14 protein-coding genes are annotated in these 16,101 nt (G+C 64.3%); 11 read left to right on the top strand and 3 right to left on the bottom strand.

The features are described 5' to 3' along the window. Complete coding sequence (locus NKF27_RS15775) at nt 1–1,149, top strand: ABC transporter ATP-binding protein (protein WP_253553111.1); 1,149 nt, start codon at nt 1–3, stop codon at nt 1,147–1,149. Between the two features lie 9 nt (nt 1,150–1,158). Beyond that, nucleotides 1,159–1,668, top strand: coding sequence for a DUF192 domain-containing protein (locus tag NKF27_RS15770; protein ID WP_253553109.1), 510 nt, complete (start codon nt 1,159–1,161; stop codon nt 1,666–1,668). Here the strand turns inward: NKF27_RS15770 and NKF27_RS15765 are convergent. Further along, nucleotides 1,665–2,561 carry a DMT family transporter gene (locus tag NKF27_RS15765; protein ID WP_253553108.1) on the bottom strand — a complete coding sequence of 299 codons (897 nt, stop codon included), beginning with the start codon at nt 2,559–2,561 and terminating at the stop codon, nt 1,665–1,667. The genes NKF27_RS15770 and NKF27_RS15765 overlap by 4 nt on opposite strands. Nucleotides 2,562–2,988: 427 nt before the next feature. Here NKF27_RS15765 and NKF27_RS15760 point away from each other — a divergent pair, with 427 nt between their 5' ends. The 3 genes from NKF27_RS15760 to NKF27_RS15750 all read left to right on the top strand — a co-directional run bounded on the left by NKF27_RS15760 (nt 2,989) and on the right by NKF27_RS15750 (nt 5,862). Continuing rightward, nucleotides 2,989–4,011: a DctP family TRAP transporter solute-binding subunit gene (locus NKF27_RS15760; protein WP_253556492.1), complete on the top strand. Its 1,023-nt coding sequence runs from the start codon at nt 2,989–2,991 to the stop codon at nt 4,009–4,011. Between the two features lie 89 nt (nt 4,012–4,100). Then, complete coding sequence (locus NKF27_RS15755) at nt 4,101–4,577, top strand: TRAP transporter small permease (RefSeq protein ID WP_253553106.1); 477 nt, start codon at nt 4,101–4,103, stop codon at nt 4,575–4,577. Further along, a complete protein-coding gene (locus NKF27_RS15750; protein WP_253553104.1) occupies nt 4,567–5,862 on the top strand; it encodes a TRAP transporter large permease in 1,296 nt (431 codons plus the stop codon). Before NKF27_RS15755 ends, NKF27_RS15750 begins: the two co-directional genes overlap by 11 nt. Before the next feature lie 101 nt (nt 5,863–5,963). Here the strand turns inward: NKF27_RS15750 and NKF27_RS15745 are convergent, their stop codons facing one another. Further along, nucleotides 5,964–6,491: a macro domain-containing protein gene (locus NKF27_RS15745; RefSeq protein ID WP_253553102.1), complete on the bottom strand. Its 528-nt coding sequence runs from the start codon at nt 6,489–6,491 to the stop codon at nt 5,964–5,966. An 11-nt stretch (nt 6,492–6,502) separates the two neighbouring features. After that, complete coding sequence (locus NKF27_RS15740; RefSeq protein ID WP_253553095.1) at nt 6,503–7,369, bottom strand: carbon-nitrogen hydrolase family protein; 867 nt, start codon at nt 7,367–7,369, stop codon at nt 6,503–6,505. A 450-nt stretch (nt 7,370–7,819) separates the two neighbouring features. Between NKF27_RS15740 and NKF27_RS15735 the strand changes: the two genes are divergently transcribed. The 6 genes from NKF27_RS15735 (at nt 7,820) to NKF27_RS15710 (ending at nt 16,088) form a co-directional block, all read left to right on the top strand. Then, nucleotides 7,820–8,803: a TAXI family TRAP transporter solute-binding subunit gene (locus tag NKF27_RS15735; protein WP_045994086.1), complete on the top strand. Its 984-nt coding sequence runs from the start codon at nt 7,820–7,822 to the stop codon at nt 8,801–8,803. Nucleotides 8,804–9,016: 213 nt separating this feature from the next. Next, entirely contained in the window at nt 9,017–11,611 is a 2,595-nt protein-coding gene (locus NKF27_RS15730; RefSeq protein WP_045994085.1) for a TRAP transporter permease, read from the top strand. 11 nt (nt 11,612–11,622) lie between these two features. Beyond that, nucleotides 11,623–12,051 (top strand): universal stress protein, encoded by a 429-nt coding sequence (locus NKF27_RS15725; RefSeq protein WP_045994084.1) that lies wholly within the window; start codon nt 11,623–11,625, stop codon nt 12,049–12,051. A 221-nt stretch (nt 12,052–12,272) separates the two neighbouring features. After that, a complete protein-coding gene (locus NKF27_RS15720) occupies nt 12,273–13,091 on the top strand; it encodes a DUF2189 domain-containing protein (RefSeq protein ID WP_045994083.1) in 819 nt (272 codons plus the stop codon). A gap of 242 nt (nt 13,092–13,333) precedes the next feature. Then, nucleotides 13,334–13,747 carry a molybdopterin-dependent oxidoreductase gene (locus tag NKF27_RS15715; protein ID WP_231498610.1) on the top strand — a complete coding sequence of 138 codons (414 nt, stop codon included), beginning with the start codon at nt 13,334–13,336 and terminating at the stop codon, nt 13,745–13,747. Nucleotides 13,748–13,913: 166 nt separating this feature from the next. Continuing rightward, complete coding sequence (locus tag NKF27_RS15710) at nt 13,914–16,088, top strand: ATP-binding protein (protein WP_253553087.1); 2,175 nt, start codon at nt 13,914–13,916, stop codon at nt 16,086–16,088. The last annotated feature ends 13 nt before the right edge of the window (nt 16,089–16,101 follow it).

The following is a 16,101-nucleotide window of genomic DNA, read 5'->3' as shown; positions in this document are numbered from 1 at the left end:
ATGCACCATCACCAGGATGTCCATTCGGGACTCGACGTCGACCTGGCCCAGCTCGGGCCGATTCCGCTCGAGGCACGGTTCGCCTGCCGTCCCGGAGAGTTGCTGGCGCTGGTCGGTCCTTCGGGCAGCGGCAAGTCGACCCTGCTGCGCGCCATCGCGGGGCTCTATGCTCCTGCCTCGGGGACGGTGCGCTGTGGCGGCGAGCGGTGGTTTGACGCCGAGCAGGGGGTGGTGTGGTCGCCGCAGCGGCGCAGGGTGGGGCTGGTGTTTCAGGACTATGCGCTGTTCCCTCATCTAGACGCCGCCGACAATATCGCCACCGCCCTGGGCCACCTGCCGCGGCGTGAACGTCGCCTGCGAGCCGCGCTCTGGCTAGAGCGAGTCAACCTCGAAGGGCTGGAGCGGCGCCTGCCGCGAGAGCTGTCCGGCGGCCAGCGTCAGCGGGTGGCCCTGGCCAGGGCGCTGGCCAGGGAGCCACAGGTACTGCTGCTCGACGAACCCTTCTCGGCGGTGGACCAGGTGACGCGCCGGCGGCTTCAGCGTGAGCTGGTGCAGTTGCGCGAGCGCCTCAATATCCCCATCGTGCTGGTCACCCACGACCTCAACGAGGCCAGCGCCCTGGCCGATCGCCTGTGTGTGCTGCATGGCGGCCGGACCCTGCAGCAGGGCACCCCGAGCGAACTGTTCCGGCGCCCCGACAGTCCCGAGGTTGCGCGCCTGCTGGACCGGCCGAACATCTTCAGCGGGCGAGTGGTCGATACCGCCCAGGGACTGCGCCTTGGCTGGGGCGAGTGGTGTCTTGAGGTGGCCGCAGGCCTCGAGGGGCTCGGCGAGGGAGCCAGGGTGACCTGGTACCTGCCGGAATCCGATATCGTGCTGCAGCGCCGCGACCGGCCCTCCCGCGGGGTGCGGGAAAACCTGGTCACCGCGCGGGTGGATGAGCTGCTGGTGCTGGGCGGACAGAGTTCCGTGACCCTGAGGGTGCCCCACGAAAGCCAGCCCCTGCGCTTTGATATCTCGACCCACGCCGCCAGGCGCAATGGGCTTGCGCAGGGTGCCTGGGTCAATGTCTCGTTGCTGGCCGCTGGCATCCACCTGATGCAAGCGGATAAGCTGCCTGCCTTGTCTGCCGATGACCATCCTGACTGAGAGGCCTCCATGACCCTGACTCGCCGTCGATTCCTCAGCTCCCTGGCGCTCGCGCCGGTGGCGTTTTCTACTCCCTTTCTGGTGACGTCGGCCTTTGCCGCCGCCGACAGGGAAGAGGTGACCCTGGTGGTCCACGGATCCCAGGGGCCGAGTCGTCTGACGGTCGAGGTGGCCGACGAGGCGGCGGAGCGCAACCGTGGGCTGATGGGGCGCGAGCGACTGGCCGATGATGCCGGCATGCTGTTTCTCTACGCCAGTCCCCAGGGGGTGCATAACGGCTTCTGGATGTACCAGACCCTGCTGGCGCTGGATATCGCCTTTATCGGCGCCGACGGACGCATCCAGGAGATTCGTCGCATGGAGCCCTGCCAAGGTGAGGCCCAGGAGTGTCCGACCACCCGCCCGGCGTCGCGCTATCACGCGGCCCTGGAGGTCAAGGCCGGGACATTCGAGGCGCTGGGCGTCGGTCCCGGTGATTGCGTCAGCTGGCCGGGCAGCAGCGGGGGCTGCAGCAGCTAGGGGTCCTTGCGGGGGGCGTTGGGTACCGGCGGGGTGGCGGGAGCGCGACGAGGCCCGAAGCGGATGACGATCAGCGCCACCCCGGCGACCACCATGCCACCACCGCCCAGCTTGTAGGCGTCGACGCTGTCACCCAGCAGCACGATGCCGAGAATCACCGCCAGCACCGGTACCAGCAGCGTCAGCGGTACCACCCGGTTGACGTCGTGACGCCGGATCAGGCCAAACCAGATGCCGTAGGCCAGGATCGAGGACATCAGGGCGGTGTAGAGTACCGCCCCCCATCCCGCAAGGCCGGCGTCGAGCATGGCTTGCCAGTGGTTGTCCTCGAACCACCAGGAGGCCAGTGCCAGCTGGGGGGTGGCGAACAGCGCGATCCAGCCGGCCATCGCCATCGGCGAGACCTTGGGGCCACGTTTGATCAATAGTTGGGACACCGCCCAGCCCAGGGCGCTGGCCAACAGCAGGGTGGTGGGCAGCGGCGCCGGAAGGGAGGGGCCCCCGGCCAGCACGCCAATGCCGCCGAACGACAGCAAGAGACCCACCAGGCGTTTTGCGCCGAGCCGCTCCTTGAGAAAGATCACCGCCAGCAGGGTGGCGAAGGGCGTGCCCATCTGTATCAGCAGCGCCCCCGTGCCGGCTTCTGCCTGGCCGAGCCCGATGATAAGCAAGGCAAAGTTCATCACCCCGAAGGTCACCGACAGCAGTGCCAGGAAGGGCAGCTGGTGGCGCGCCACCGGATGAAAGGGCACCAGCAGCGCGGCCACCAGCGCCAGGCGCAGGGTGGTCAGGAGCAAGGGCGGCATGTCTGACACGCCAAGCTTGATGACGATGATATTCAACGCCCAGATGACGATGACCAGAAGGCTGAGGAGAAGGTCGCGAAGGGGCACCGGTCGTCCTTGATGGGAAAAGCCAGCAGCATAGCAGAGCCCTAAAGCCGGTCCGAGGGGGGGCTTCTTTCGACTGCCTTGTTGGCCACGCCAGATTCGGCCATATCCTGCGCAGACGCCTGATGTTCACACGACCCGCAGGATTCCGTTGACCAGCCCTTGCATGGACGACGAGGCGAGGACATCTGAGCGTGTGAGTCTGAAGGCCGACAGGCCTTTCGCGCATCGCGCGGCACTTGTCGCGGATTACCGTTTGCAGGCATATTGAAAAGTCGACAAGATCAAAACGTTTCTCCCTTAAATCACCACACTCGACCCCCAGCCGTCGCCAGGCTCGATCCGGCTTCTGATGCAGCGCTTGTGTCAGGTAGCGGTCAGCGCTGGCCTGGCCAAGGGGGCATCAATGCAAGGACACGTCATGACATCTCTGTTCGGCTCGCGCGCGCCGTCTCGTTTCTCTCTCACCCTGGTCGGTGCGGCCATCGCCCTTGGCTCGCTGGCCGCCTCGGCGGACGTCGAAGCGCGGGAACTCAAGGTCTCCACGGTGCTTTCCGATGCCTTCCCCTGGGGCCAGGCCGCTCAGAAGTGGGCTGACCTGGTCGAGGAGCGTTCCGACGGCGAGCTGACGCTCAGGGTCTTTCCCAATTCCCAGCTGGTCAGCGGTGACCAGACCCGGGAGTTCTCGGCGATGCGCTCGGGGCTGATCGACCTGGCGGTGGGCTCGACCATCAACTGGTCGCCCCAGGTGCCGGAACTCAATCTGTTCTCCTTGCCCTTCCTGATGCCGGACGAGAGCGCGGTGGACGCGATCACCGAAGGTGAGGCCGGCGAGCTGGTGTTCCAGGCGATCGAGTCGCGGGGTGTGGTGCCGCTGGCCTGGGGCGAGAACGGCTTCCGCCAGCTGTCCAATTCCCAGGGCGTGATCGACGAGCCGGCGGACCTGGAAGGCCTGAAGATCCGGGTGGTGGGGTCGCCGCTGTTCCAGGACACCTTCAGCGCACTGGGCGCCAACCCGACCCAGATGAGCTGGGCCGACGCCAAGCCGGCGCTGACCACCGGCGCGGTGGATGGCCAGGAGAACCCGCTGTCGGTGTTCGACGTGGCGCGTATCGACCAGGTCGGCCAGGAGCACGTGACGCTGTGGAACTACATGAACGATCCGCTGATCTTCGCCGCCAACCAGCAGGTCTGGAGCACCCTGTCCGATGACGAGAAGGCGTTGCTGCGTGAGACCGCGGTCGAAGCCGGCGCCTGGGAGATCGCCATGACCCGCGAGCAGGAGAGCGAGCGTCTGGCGGCCATTCAGGAGCGTGGTGTGACCGTCACCGACTTGAACGAGGAGCAGCACGAGGCATTCGTCGCGGCGACCGAAGGGGTTTACGAGAAGTGGGTACCGCGCATCGGCGAGGATCTGGTCGAGGCCGCCCGAAGCGCCATCGACGCGCGCTGAGCAATCGCTCTGACGCGGCGGTAAACCTTGTGCCGACCCTCATGATCGAGGGTCGGCGTTGATTGACTCCCTACCGACGCCCTTTCTCGATGAAACGTCCTGATGCACGAATCGAGCGCACCCTGGCCACCCTGGCGATCCTGATCATCGGTGCGATCAGCCTGGTCAATGTGGTGGTGCGCTACATCACCGGTGGTTCCTTTGCGTTCACCGAAGAGTTTTCTGTCTTTCTGCTGGTCATGTTGACCTTCGCCGGCGCCTCGGTGGCTCTGCGTAGCCATCGCCATATCCGTATCGGCCTGCTGGAGCGGGCGCTGCCGCCGCTTGGCTATCGCCTGCTGGTGATCTTCCAGGGCTTGTGCGGGCTGCTGGTGCTGGGCCTGATCACCTGGTTCGGTGCGCTCATGACCTGGCAGGAGTACCAGTGGCAGTCGTTGTCGCCCGGACTTGGGCTGCCCCAGTGGTGGTACCTGATCTGGCTGCCGCTATTGTCGGGGCTGATGTTCCTCCGCCAGTGCCAGGCGAGCCTGGAGCGGCTGCGCGGAGGTGCTCGCGATGACGCCTGATGTATGGATGCTGATCGCCTTTCTGGTGCTGCTGATCGCCGGGGTGCCGGTGGCCTTTTCGCTGGGTCTGTCCGGCGCCGTGGGCATCGTCACCGGGCTGTCGCCGGCGATGCTGGCGACCCTGGGCACCAATACCTACAACAGCGTGGCCAAGTATCCGCTGATCGCCATTCCATTGTTTATCCTGACCGGGCTGATCTTCGAGCGGGCCGGGGTCGCGGCACGCCTGGTGCGCTTCGCCCAGGCGCTGATCGGCCCCCGCCATGGTGGTCTCGCAGTGGTGGCGGTGGTGGTGTGCATGATCATGGGGGGCATGAGCGGCTCCGGCCCCGCCGACGCCGCCGCGGTGGCCATGGTGATGCTGCCGAGCATGACCCGGGCGGGCTATCCGCGGCCCTTCTCGGCGACCCTGATCGCTTCCTCGGCGTCTACCGCCATCCTGATTCCGCCTTCGGTGGCCTTGATCCTGTACTCCATCGTGGTGCCGGGGGTGGATCTGCGGGCGCTGTTCGCCGCCGGGCTCTTTCCTGGGGTGCTGGCCGGTGCTTCGCTGCTGATTCCGGCGTTGTGGCTGTCCCGGCGCTACGGTTGGGAAGACCCTGCCGAGATGGAACGTCCGCCCATCGGCAAGAGCTTCCGCGAGGCGCTGCCGGCGCTGTTTGCGCCGGTGATCATCCTCGGCGGTCTGCGCAGTGGCCTGTTCACGCCCACCGAGGCGGCGGTGGTGGCCGTGGCCTACGGCATCCTGGTCGGCCTGGTGCTGACCCGTGAGCTGTCGCTCAAGGATCTGTGGGGGCTGATGGGCGAGGCGGCGGTGGTGTCCGGGGTGGTCATGCTGATCATCGCCCTGGCGGGCATCTTCGCCTGGTCCGGGACCATGCTCGGTACCTTCCGTCATCTGGCCGAGTGGGTCATCGGGCTGTCCGACAATGGCACCTTGCTGCTGCTGTTGATCATGCTGGCGGTGCTGGCCGCGGGCATGCTGCTGGATGCCATCTCGATCTACCTGATCATGATGCCGATCCTGATCCCGGTGATGCAGCACTTCGGCTGGAATCCGGTGTGGTTCGGCATCCTGCTGGCCATGAACATCGCCATCGGCCAGTTTACCCCGCCGGTGGCGGTCAACCTGATGGTGACCACCGAGGTCGCCAAGGTCCGGCTGGAACAGACCCTGGGCTGGGCCATGATATTCGTGGCGGCGATGGCCTCGGCGCTGGCACTGGTGGTGATCTTCCCGGAGATCGCCCTGTGGCTGCCTCGGGTGCTGGGTTACAACGTCTAGGCCGCCTGGGGCGGTATCCTGGGCAGTGATAGGACACAAGGCGCGAGCATGGCTCGCGCCTTGTGTGTTTTAACGACCCTTTCGCGACCCTCTCAAAACTTTCAATCGTTGTCGGTCAGCGTCTCGAGCCAGCGCTGATGGACGTCCCGGCTGGCCTCGTCGAACAGCACGAAGCGCACCAGCTCGATATCGGGGCAGGCGGGCAGGGTGGTCAGCACCGTGGATACGGCGATTTCCGCCGCCTCGTTCAGCGGGTAGCCGAAGACACCGGTGGACAGAGCCGGGAACGCCACTCGACGGATGCCGTGCTGCTGGGCCAGGCCCAGCGCCTCGCGGTAGCAGCCGGCGAGCAGTTCGGCGCTCGGTTCGTCGACGCCGTAGACCGGGCCGAGGCAGTGGATCACCCAGGCGTTGGGAAGGGCAAAGCCTTCGGTGATGACCGCCTGGCCGGGGCGAATCGGTGCCAGCGGCCGTCCGGCCTGGGCCAGCTCCGGGCCAGCGGCGCGGTGCAGGGCTCCGGCCACACCGCCACCGCTTTCCAGCTGGGCATTGGCTGCGTTGACCACCGCCTCGACGTCGGCCTGGCGGGCGATGTCACCGGTAATGCATTCGATCAAGGGATAGTCCATGGAGACTCCTGTCATTGGCTTGCGGTGGTATCCGTCGGTGACGGTAGCGGCCCTGTGGGCAGCCGGTCGATGTCCTGACGGCGGTCGCCTGCCAGCTGAAGCCGCTTTCTGGCGCGCTCCAGGGTGTCGCGCTCAAGCTGCCAGCTGACGAACGCCTGCTCCTCGCCCAGTACCTCTGGCGACGCCTCGGAGGTGACCAGTGGCGGGCACAGCAACGAGTGCCCCCAGTCGCTTCCCGCCCGATTGAGGCTTAGCCAGTAGCACTGGTTTTCCATCGCTCGGGTGATGACGAAGCTGTGCCAGCTGGTGAAGGAAAAGTCCCGGGTGAAGGCTACCGGGTGGACCATGAGGTCGACCCCCAACTGGCGGTAGCGGGCGGCCAGCTCACTGAACCTGAGGTCGTAGCAGATCATGAAACCGACGCGCCAGCCGGCGATATCCAGCGTCACCAGGCGCTCGCCCGGGCTGAAGTGGGCCGCCTCGGCGCTGGCGCCGAACTGGGCGCAGTGCAGCTTGTCGTAGGCTCCCGCCAGTCGCCCCTCGGCGTCGACGACCACCTGGCTGATATGGCGCTGGATGGAGCCGTCGGCCAGGCGTGATCTGCGCGCCACGCCGAAGGCGATCGGGCACGAGAGCTCCTGGGCCAGCGCGCAATAATGTGCTGTCACAGGCCCTTGCAGGTCGTCATCGAGTTCATCCATTGCCTCGAAGGCCTGCTCACCGTACTCCTGGGACGACAGCTCCGGCAGCACGATCAAGTCTGGTCGCTGCTGTGCCGCTGCAGTGCGCAGGCGCTCGGCCAGGGCGTCGAGATGGGCACGCTGGTCGAGCCGATTACGGGTCGCCGCGATAGTGGTCTGGCAAGCCAGCAGGCGCATGGATTCCTCGCTTGTTGCGAAAGAGGCAGGGTAACCCGAATCAGTGGCCGGACGACATGGGTGGCAGTCGATTGCGCCAGCGGTGCCAAGGGCTATGCTCACGATAGACCGTCGGCGCTCGATCCCCGATCTGCGAGCGTCAGTGGTCGAGCGCCCCGGGACCCTGTGGTGTACCTGGCCATCGTTGCAGGCGGTCGTCACAGGCCATCGTCGCAGGCCGGCGAAATAGGGGGGAGACGATGCCTCGTCTCGTCGTGGGGGATCTTGCAGAAAAAATTAACGCCCACTAAACGTTAGCGGTAGCTAAACTCTCGTTTTACAATGATCTGGCCTGGTCTTGCCAGGTGAATTTATTGCTAAAGGAATGACTGGTGGATTTTTTGCCGGCCCAGGAGGGGCAAGGCACGAGTCCATGCCGTCAACGTCGACAATACCAAAAGAGGTGTGACCATGAAGCGCCATGCTTTCTCCGCCGCTGCCCTATCCAGCGCCATTCTCGGAGCCGCCATGTTCACGTCCCCGGCCATGGCCCAGGACGAAGAACAGTTCATCACCATCGGCACCGGGGGTCAGACCGGCGTGTATTACGTCGTTGGCCAGTCTGTCTGCCGCTTTGTGAATCGCAACAGCGAAGAGACCGGCATCCGCTGTAACGCGCCGTCCACCGGTGGCTCCGTGGCCAACGTCAATGGTATTCGCAGTGGCGAGCTGACCATGGGTGTCGCCCAGTCTGATGTGCAGTATCAGGCCTACAACGGTACCGGCAACTTCGAGGGCGAAGCCTACGAAGACCTGCGCGCCGTGTTCAAGGTGCATGGCGAGCCGCTGACCATCCTGGCCCGTGCCGATGCCGACATCGAGAGCCTCGATGACCTGGCCGGCAAGCGCGTCAACATCGGTAACCCGGGTTCCGGCCAGCGCAACACCATGGAAGTGGTGATGGACGCCAAGGGCTGGACCGAAGACACCTTCTCGCTGGCCTCGCAGCTCGACGCAGCCGAGATGGCATCTGCCCTGTCGGACAACAACATCGACGCCATGGCCTACGTCGTCGGCCACCCCAATGGTTCCATCCAGGAAGCCACCACCACCGTCGACGCCAAGCTGGTGCCGCTCAACGACGACGCCATCAAGGGCCTGGTCGAGGAGTATCCGTACTACTCCATGTCCACCATTCCTGGCGGTCTGTACAAGGGCAACCCGGATGACGTCGAGACCTTCGGTGTCGCCGCGACCTTCGTGACCAGCGCCGAGGCCGACGACGAGCTGGTCTACCAGACCGTCAAGGCGGTGTTCGACAACTTCGATCGCTTCAAGCGTCTGCACCCGGCCTTCGAAAACCTGGATCCGCAGGACATGGTATCCAACGGTCTGTCCGCACCGCTGCATGAAGGTGCCGCTCGTTACTATCGCGAGCAGGGCTGGATCGAGTAAGGGTTCTTCCCCTCTCGGGGGAATAGCCAGCTAATCTCTGCGCGGTCGGCCGTTGGGCGGCCGCGCAGTGCGTTGTGGCCCGTCGATGGATCGACACCGGACGTTCGGTAGAGACCAGACAGCGCCAGCACGACTGGCCCGCGAAAGCGGGCATTCGGGGATGGAGGCGAAGCCCTCCATCATGACGATTCCTCTTCCAGGCAGGGCACGCTTATGACTGAGGACAACAAGAGATCCACGCAGTCCGAAGTGGATCTCGAGGACATGGTCGCCTCCAGCGACTCCGGTTCGCGCAACCCCTTGGGTGCGCCCGGCAAGCTGCTGGTAGGCGTTGCGGCGGCATGGTCGCTGTTCCAGCTATGGATTGCTTCGCCGTTGCCGTTCATGGCCGGCGTCGGCGTCTTCAACGCCACCGAAGCGCGCTCTATTCACCTGGCCTTTGCATTGTTTCTGGCCTTCATGGCCTACCCCGCGACCAAGCGCTCGCCGCGGGACCGCATTCCTCTTCAGGATTGGGTGCTGGCGATTCTGGCCGCTTCCGCCGGGGCTTACATGTTCGTGTTCTACGAACAGCTGGCTGACCGTCCTGGCGCACCCATCCTGCAGGACGTCATCGTCGGTGTGACCGGCCTGATCCTGCTGCTCGAGGCAACACGGCGGGCGCTCGGGCCGCCGCTGATGATCATCGCCTCGATCTTCATCTTCTATTCGCTGGCGGGGCCCTGGATGCCGGGTATCCTCGCTCACCGTGGCGTCAGCCTTTACGGCCTGGTCAATCACCAGTGGCTGACCACCCAGGGTGTGTTTGGTATCGCCCTGGGCGTTTCGACCAGTTTCGTCTTCCTGTTTGTGCTGTTCGGCGCGCTGCTCGACAAGGCAGGTGCCGGCAACTACTTCATCAAGGTCGCCTTCTCGCTGCTGGGCCACTACAAGGGCGGGCCCGCCAAGGCCGCCGTGGTGGCCTCCGGCATGACCGGCCTGATCTCCGGCTCGTCCATCGCCAATACCGTGACTACCGGTACCTTCACCATTCCGATGATGAAGCGTGTCGGCTTCTCCTCGGAGAAGGCCGGTGCGGTGGAGGTGTCCTCCTCGGTCAATGGCCAGATCATGCCGCCGGTGATGGGCGCCGCCGCCTTCCTGATGGTGGAGTACGTCGGCATTTCCTACGTGGAGGTGATCAAGCATGCTTTCCTGCCGGCGCTGATTTCCTATATCGCGTTGATCTACATCGTTCACCTCGAGGCGCTCAAGGCCAACATGGAGGGGCTGGAAAGCTCCAACCCGCCCAAGCCGCTGGTACGCAAGGTGATCGGTTTCCTCGGTGGTCTGCTGCTGATGATGGTGGTGGCGCTGGGTGTCTACTATGGCCTGGGCTGGCTCAAGCCGGTACTGGGTGATGCGACTCCCTGGGTGGTGGCCGTGGCGCTCTCGGTGGTCTACGTGGCGCTGTTGAAGCTGGGTGCAAACTATCCCGAGCTCGAGCTCGATGATCCCAACGAGCCTATCTACAAGCTGCCCCAGACCCGACCCACGGTGCTGGTAGGCCTGCAGTACATCCTGCCGGTGATCGTGCTGATCTGGTGTCTGATGGTGGAGCGCCTGTCACCGGGACTGTCCGCCTTCTGGGCGACGGTGTTCATGATCTTCATCATGCTGACCCAGCGCCCGATCATGCACGCCTTCCGTGGGCGGGGTGATCTTGGCAAGGATCTGCGCGAAGGCTGTCTGGACCTGTGGACGGGGCTGGTGACCGGCGCGCGCAACATGATCGGTATCGGTATCGCCACCGCCACCGCCGGCATCATCGTGGGTGCGGTCTCCCAGACCGGTGTCGGCCTGGTGCTCGCGGACGTGGTCGAGATCCTGTCCATGGGCAACCTGATGCTGATTCTGTTCTTCACCGCCATTCTCAGCCTGATCCTGGGCATGGGGCTGCCGACCACCGCCAACTACATCGTGGTGTCGGCGCTGCTGGCTCCGGTGATCGTGCAACTGGGTGAGCAGAATGGTCTGCTGGTACCGCTGATCGCGGTGCACCTGTTCGTGTTCTACTTTGGCATCATGGCCGACGTCACGCCGCCGGTGGGCCTTGCCTCCTTTGCCGCCGCGGCGGTTTCTGGAGGGGATCCGATCCGCACCGGCTTCCAGGCGTTCTACTACAGCCTGCGTACCGCCGCGTTGCCGTTCCTGTTCATCTTCAACACCGACCTGCTGCTGATCGATGTGGCGCCCTTGCAGGGCGTATTGATCTTCGTGGTGGCGACCATCGCCATGCTGATCTTCGCCGCGGCGACCCAGGGCTACATGATCACCCGCAATCGCTGGTACGAGAGCATCCTGCTGCTGCTGGTGGCCTTCACCCTGTTCCGCCCGGGCTTCTGGATGGACATCATCCATGATCCTTATCGCAGTGTGCCGCCGTCCGAGTTCGTCGAGGCCTACGGCAACGTGGACGAGGACAGCACCCTGCGTCTGCAGGTCAAGGGCGAGGACGCCTTCGGCGATCCGCTGACGACCTACATGACGCTGCCGGTGGCAGACGGCGAGACCGGTGAGGATCGCCTGCTCAATCTCGGTCTGGAACTGATCGTCGAGGACGGTCGCGCCATCGTCGACATGGTGACCTATGGCAGTCAGGCTGCGGATCTCGGCTTCGACTTCGATCAGGAGATCGTCGAGATTCAGGCACCGGTGGATCGCTGGCCGAAAGAGCTGATGTGGATTCCGGCGCTTCTGCTGTTCGCCCTGATCGTGTTGGCACAACGCCGTCGCCGGCCCCCTGAAACCACTGAAGCCACGGCCTGAGGAGGTCCGTCATGTACCAGAAGATCCTGTTACCGGTCGATCTCAATGAGCCATCGTCGTGGGAGAGGGCACTGCCGGTGGCGCTCTCGCTGTGCCGCAACTTTGGTGCCAGCCTGCACCTGGTGACGGTGTTGCCGGACTACCGCATGCCGCTGGTGGGGTCCTACTTCCCCAAGGACTTCGCCAAGAAGGCCCATGAAGCGGTACAGAAGGCGCAGCATGACTTCATCGTCGAGCACGTGCCGGAGGACCTGACGGCTCAGGCGATCATCGCCGATGGCTCCCCCTGGGAAGCCATCATCAAGGTCGGCAAGAAGATCGATGCCGACCTGATCGTCATGGCCTCGCATACCAAGCGCAAGTTCGCCGACTACGTGATCGGCCCCAACGCCGAGCACGTCGTCCATCACAGCAAGTGTTCGGTGATGATCGTGCGTTGACCCAGACGGCAAGCGCTAGCGCCATCGACGCCCCCTCACATGAGGGGGCGTTTTCGTAAGCTTGCGTAGGTTGAAGGCGAATCCAGGGCCCATCAACTACAGTCAAATTAGAGTCGATGGGCGCCGGCGATGGCGTGAAGGAACCTCGCATCTTGCCCCTTGACTCCCGTGACAGGTGGGCGGTGGCAACCGTCATCCGTGGGTACAAGGGGGAGTAGATGATGAGTGCAGCAGCATCACGACACGACAAGGAGTCGAGCGGGGCCAGGGTAAAGATCTCCATCAAGAACGTCGGTATGGGGCGGCCCAGGGTGTGGTTATCTTCGGGTTTCGAGGATTTTAGGGCCGCCACTGCGGTCAGCCTTTCCTATGGCATGTTCTGGGTCGGGCTCAGCATCGCCGTCACGGCAGGGGCGCTGACGCTGGGACTGTGGCATTGGCTGTTGCCGCTGGTGGCCGGCTTCATGTTCATCGGGCCGCTGGTGGCGGTGGGCTCCTACGGGATCAGCAGGGCGCTGGAAGAAGGCCGCTCCCCGACCCTGGGGGATGCCTTTGGCGCCTGGCGCGGCCACACCGGGCAACTGGCCATGATGGGCGTGATGATGATGATCTTCTTTCTCGCCTGGATTCGCCTGGCCACCTTGCTGTTTGCCCTGTTCTTCGGTCTCCAGTCGCCGGATCCGTCCACGGTCTATGCGTCACTTCTGACCACGCCGGAAGGCCTCGGCATGCTGGTGGTGGGGCTGGCCTTTGGCTGTGTGCTGGCGTTTGGCGCCTTTTCCATCAGCGTGGTCGCGATTCCAACCCTGATGGATCAGGACCTGACGTTCATGGAGGGCATCGAGGCCAGTATTCGTTCGGTGGCACGCAATTTCCGACCGATGCTGCTGTGGGCAGCGATTCTCACCGGCTGCGTACTGGTGGGGATGGCCACCTTCTATATCGGGCTTGCCTTGATTCTGCCGGTACTGGGGCACGCGAGCTGGCACGCCTACGAAGACCTGGTGGTGTGCGAACGGCTGGACGACCCCGGCGCCTGAGGGCGGCAACCTGGTCCGCGAAGACGCCCCGACAGGGGGCGTTTTCCTGAACCAGCAAAGCTCGAGGGGCCCGCAGACTGACCTTTGGCGCTCGATCACGTAATCTACTCCTGCAGAAAGAGTCAGGAGACGTCATGCGGGTGCCAGCTTTCCTTTGCCAGGTGGGTGTCCTCCTGGGGCTGTTGGTAGCAGGGGGAATCGGCCAGGCCCATTCCCAGCCTCTGCCAGCTCCGGAGGGGCCTGTGCTGCTCAAGGTATCGGGCAATATCCAGAACACCAATGTGGATGCACAGCTTCTGCTGGATCGTGCCATGCTCGACGATCTTGAGAGTCGTGCGCTGGTGACCGATACCCCGTGGCATAGCCAGGCCAGCCGTTTCGAGGGGCCGCTGCTCCGCAGCGTGCTGGAATCCGCCGGTGTCACCGCCGACAGCATTCGCGTGCACGCCTTGAACGGCTTCGTGGCCGATATCCCGGTCTCCGATGCCTATCGCTATGACGTCATCCTGGCCATGAAGCAGGACGGCGAAGCGATGTCGGTGCGAAACTTCGGCCCGCTGTTCGTGTTGTACCCTTTCGATGATCATCCAGAACTACTTAACGAGTCGGTCCAGTTTCGCTCGGTGTGGCAGGTAGATGCCATCGAGGTCCCGTGATCAATGTCACCGGGAGATCGGTCGAAGGCCATCAGGAGGCAAGGCAGGGAGTGCAGCGCCCCAATACCATAGTGAGTGATCCCGGTGTATCGGCTGGTGTCGACCCGAACATTCTGCCAGCAGATTCCCGACCCAAGGAGGAGGGTGCTCGGCGCATCCGTTCCGTATGCGACGCTATCCTCTGAGACTGGTATTCAGTGCCGTGGCGGCACTGACCTTCTTTGCCGCCGCCATGGTGGTGATCGGTCTGGTCGCCTGGCGCCATGACAATCTTTCCCACCAGGTGGTGGAGGATATCACCTGGCATTCCTACAAGCTGGACCGAGACGTGGTGTTGCTGCGCAATCACCTGTTGTTCGGGGAGCATGGACCCGAACAGCTGGCCGGCTTCAGGCTCGAGTTCGACCTGTTGTTCAGTCGACTGAACCTGTTTCGCCACAGCGACATTCACGATCTGGTCGAGGAGGCTCCGGCCGCGCGTCGCCAACTGTCGATCATCATCAGCCTGATGCAGGACCTGGATGCCGAGGTCAGTGCCCTGGCGTCCCTCGATAGCGAGGCAGAGGCCGTTCTTGACCAGCATCTTGCCGCGCTATCCACCGAGACCGAAAGGTTGATCATGGCCGTCAACGGCCATCTGGCCGAGATCAATACCGCAGAGCGTGTTCGTCTGCAGCGACTGTACCTGTTGCTGCTGGTGATGATCCTCGGTATGAGCCTGGCCGGAGGGGTCATGCTTGCCGTGCTTTTCAAGGAAGCCCGTGATAACGAGGCCTCGCGCAAGGCACTGGAGACGCTGAGCGGCGAACTGGAAATCAGTGCCCGGCGCGCTCAGTCCGCCAGTCAGGCCAAGTCCGACTTTCTGGCCACGGTGAGCCACGAGATCCGCACGCCGCTCAACGGCGTCATCGGCATGAGCGAACTGCTGCGTGATCTCGAACTGTCGGAGCCCGCCAGCCGCTACTCGCACACCATTCATGACAGCGCCCGCCAGCTGATGGGCATGATCGATGACATCCTCGACTTCTCCAAGATCGAGGCAGGACGCATGGAGCTGGATGTTCAGCCGGTGGCACTCGATGCCTTGATCGAAGATGCGCTGGAGCTGTTTCGTCCGCGCGCACTCGACAAGCGGTTGCGCTTGCTTGGCCACGTGGACGAGACGCTGCCGGCACGACTCCAGGGGGACCCGGGCCGGCTTCGACAGGTGCTGCTCAACCTGCTGGCCAACGCCATCAAGTTTACCGATCGCGGCATGGTGAGGCTGTCGGTAGCGCCGGTGGACGAAGGCTGGGTGCAGTTCGACGTGGTGGATACCGGTCAGGGCGTCGAGGCGTCCCTGCTGCCTCAGCTGTTCGAGCCCTTCCGCCAGGGCGATGCCTCCGTCGCCCGGCGCTATGGCGGCACCGGTCTGGGCCTTGCGATTTCCAAGCGCCTGGTAGTGGCCATGGGGGGCGAGATAGGGGTCGACAGCCGCCGAGGCAAGGGCAGTCGCTTCTGGTTCCGATTGCCGCTGGTGCCCTGTGACGAACCCCGCCGTCAACCGCTGACGGTGGCCAGGGCGCGCGCGCATCCCAAACAGCTCGCCGAGGCGGATCTGCTGGTGGTGGAAGACAATCTGGTCAACCAGGAAGTGGCGATCGCGATGCTGGAACGCCTCGGCTGTTCGGCTACCCTGGCTTCCTGCGGCAAGGAAGCGCTGGCTCTCTGCTCACAGCGCCGTTTTGACCTGATATTGATGGATGTCCAGATGCCTGATCTGGATGGTCGAGAGGTCACCCGACGCCTTCGCAGCTTCACCGATTGGCGTAGTGAGGTCCCCGTGGTGGCGATGACCGCGGGCGGCGCCAGTCACGATGAGTCGGACTGCATGGCGGCCGGCATGAACGACTATCTTACCAAGCCTCTCTTGATGGGTACGCTGCTGTCGGTACTCAAGCGCCACCTGCTGGGAGAGTCCGAGACCCCGACGACTCAGGGAGGCACCTCTTCCCTGATCAATGCCGATACGCTCGATGCCCTGGACGAAGGGCTTGGGGGCGAGCGCCGGGATGCTCTGGTGGACCTGTTCGGGCGTCAGGCGCGCGAACGCTTGCCAGAGATCCAGAGTGCCTACCGGCGAGGCGAGGAGGAGCCGCTGGCCCAACTGGCCCACCAGCTCAGGGGCGAGGCCGCCGGCGTCGGCGCCATGGCTCTGGCCGAGGCGGCGCGAGCGCTGGAGCGTTGTGCCCTGGATGGCTGCATCGAGGATGCCAGAGGCGTCATCGATGCGCTGCCTGAGCTGCTTGAACGCACCCTGGCGGCCTTTGCCTGCAGCGAGAGGCGCGCCTCCCAGACCTGAGGTCGGCTTTGGC

Source organism: Halomonas sp. DN3 (assembly GCF_024137905.1).
Taxonomy (GTDB): domain Bacteria; phylum Pseudomonadota; class Gammaproteobacteria; order Pseudomonadales; family Halomonadaceae; genus Halomonas; species Halomonas litopenaei.
Note: the sequence above shows the minus strand (reverse complement) of the source record. Positions and strands in the feature narration are given on the sequence as shown.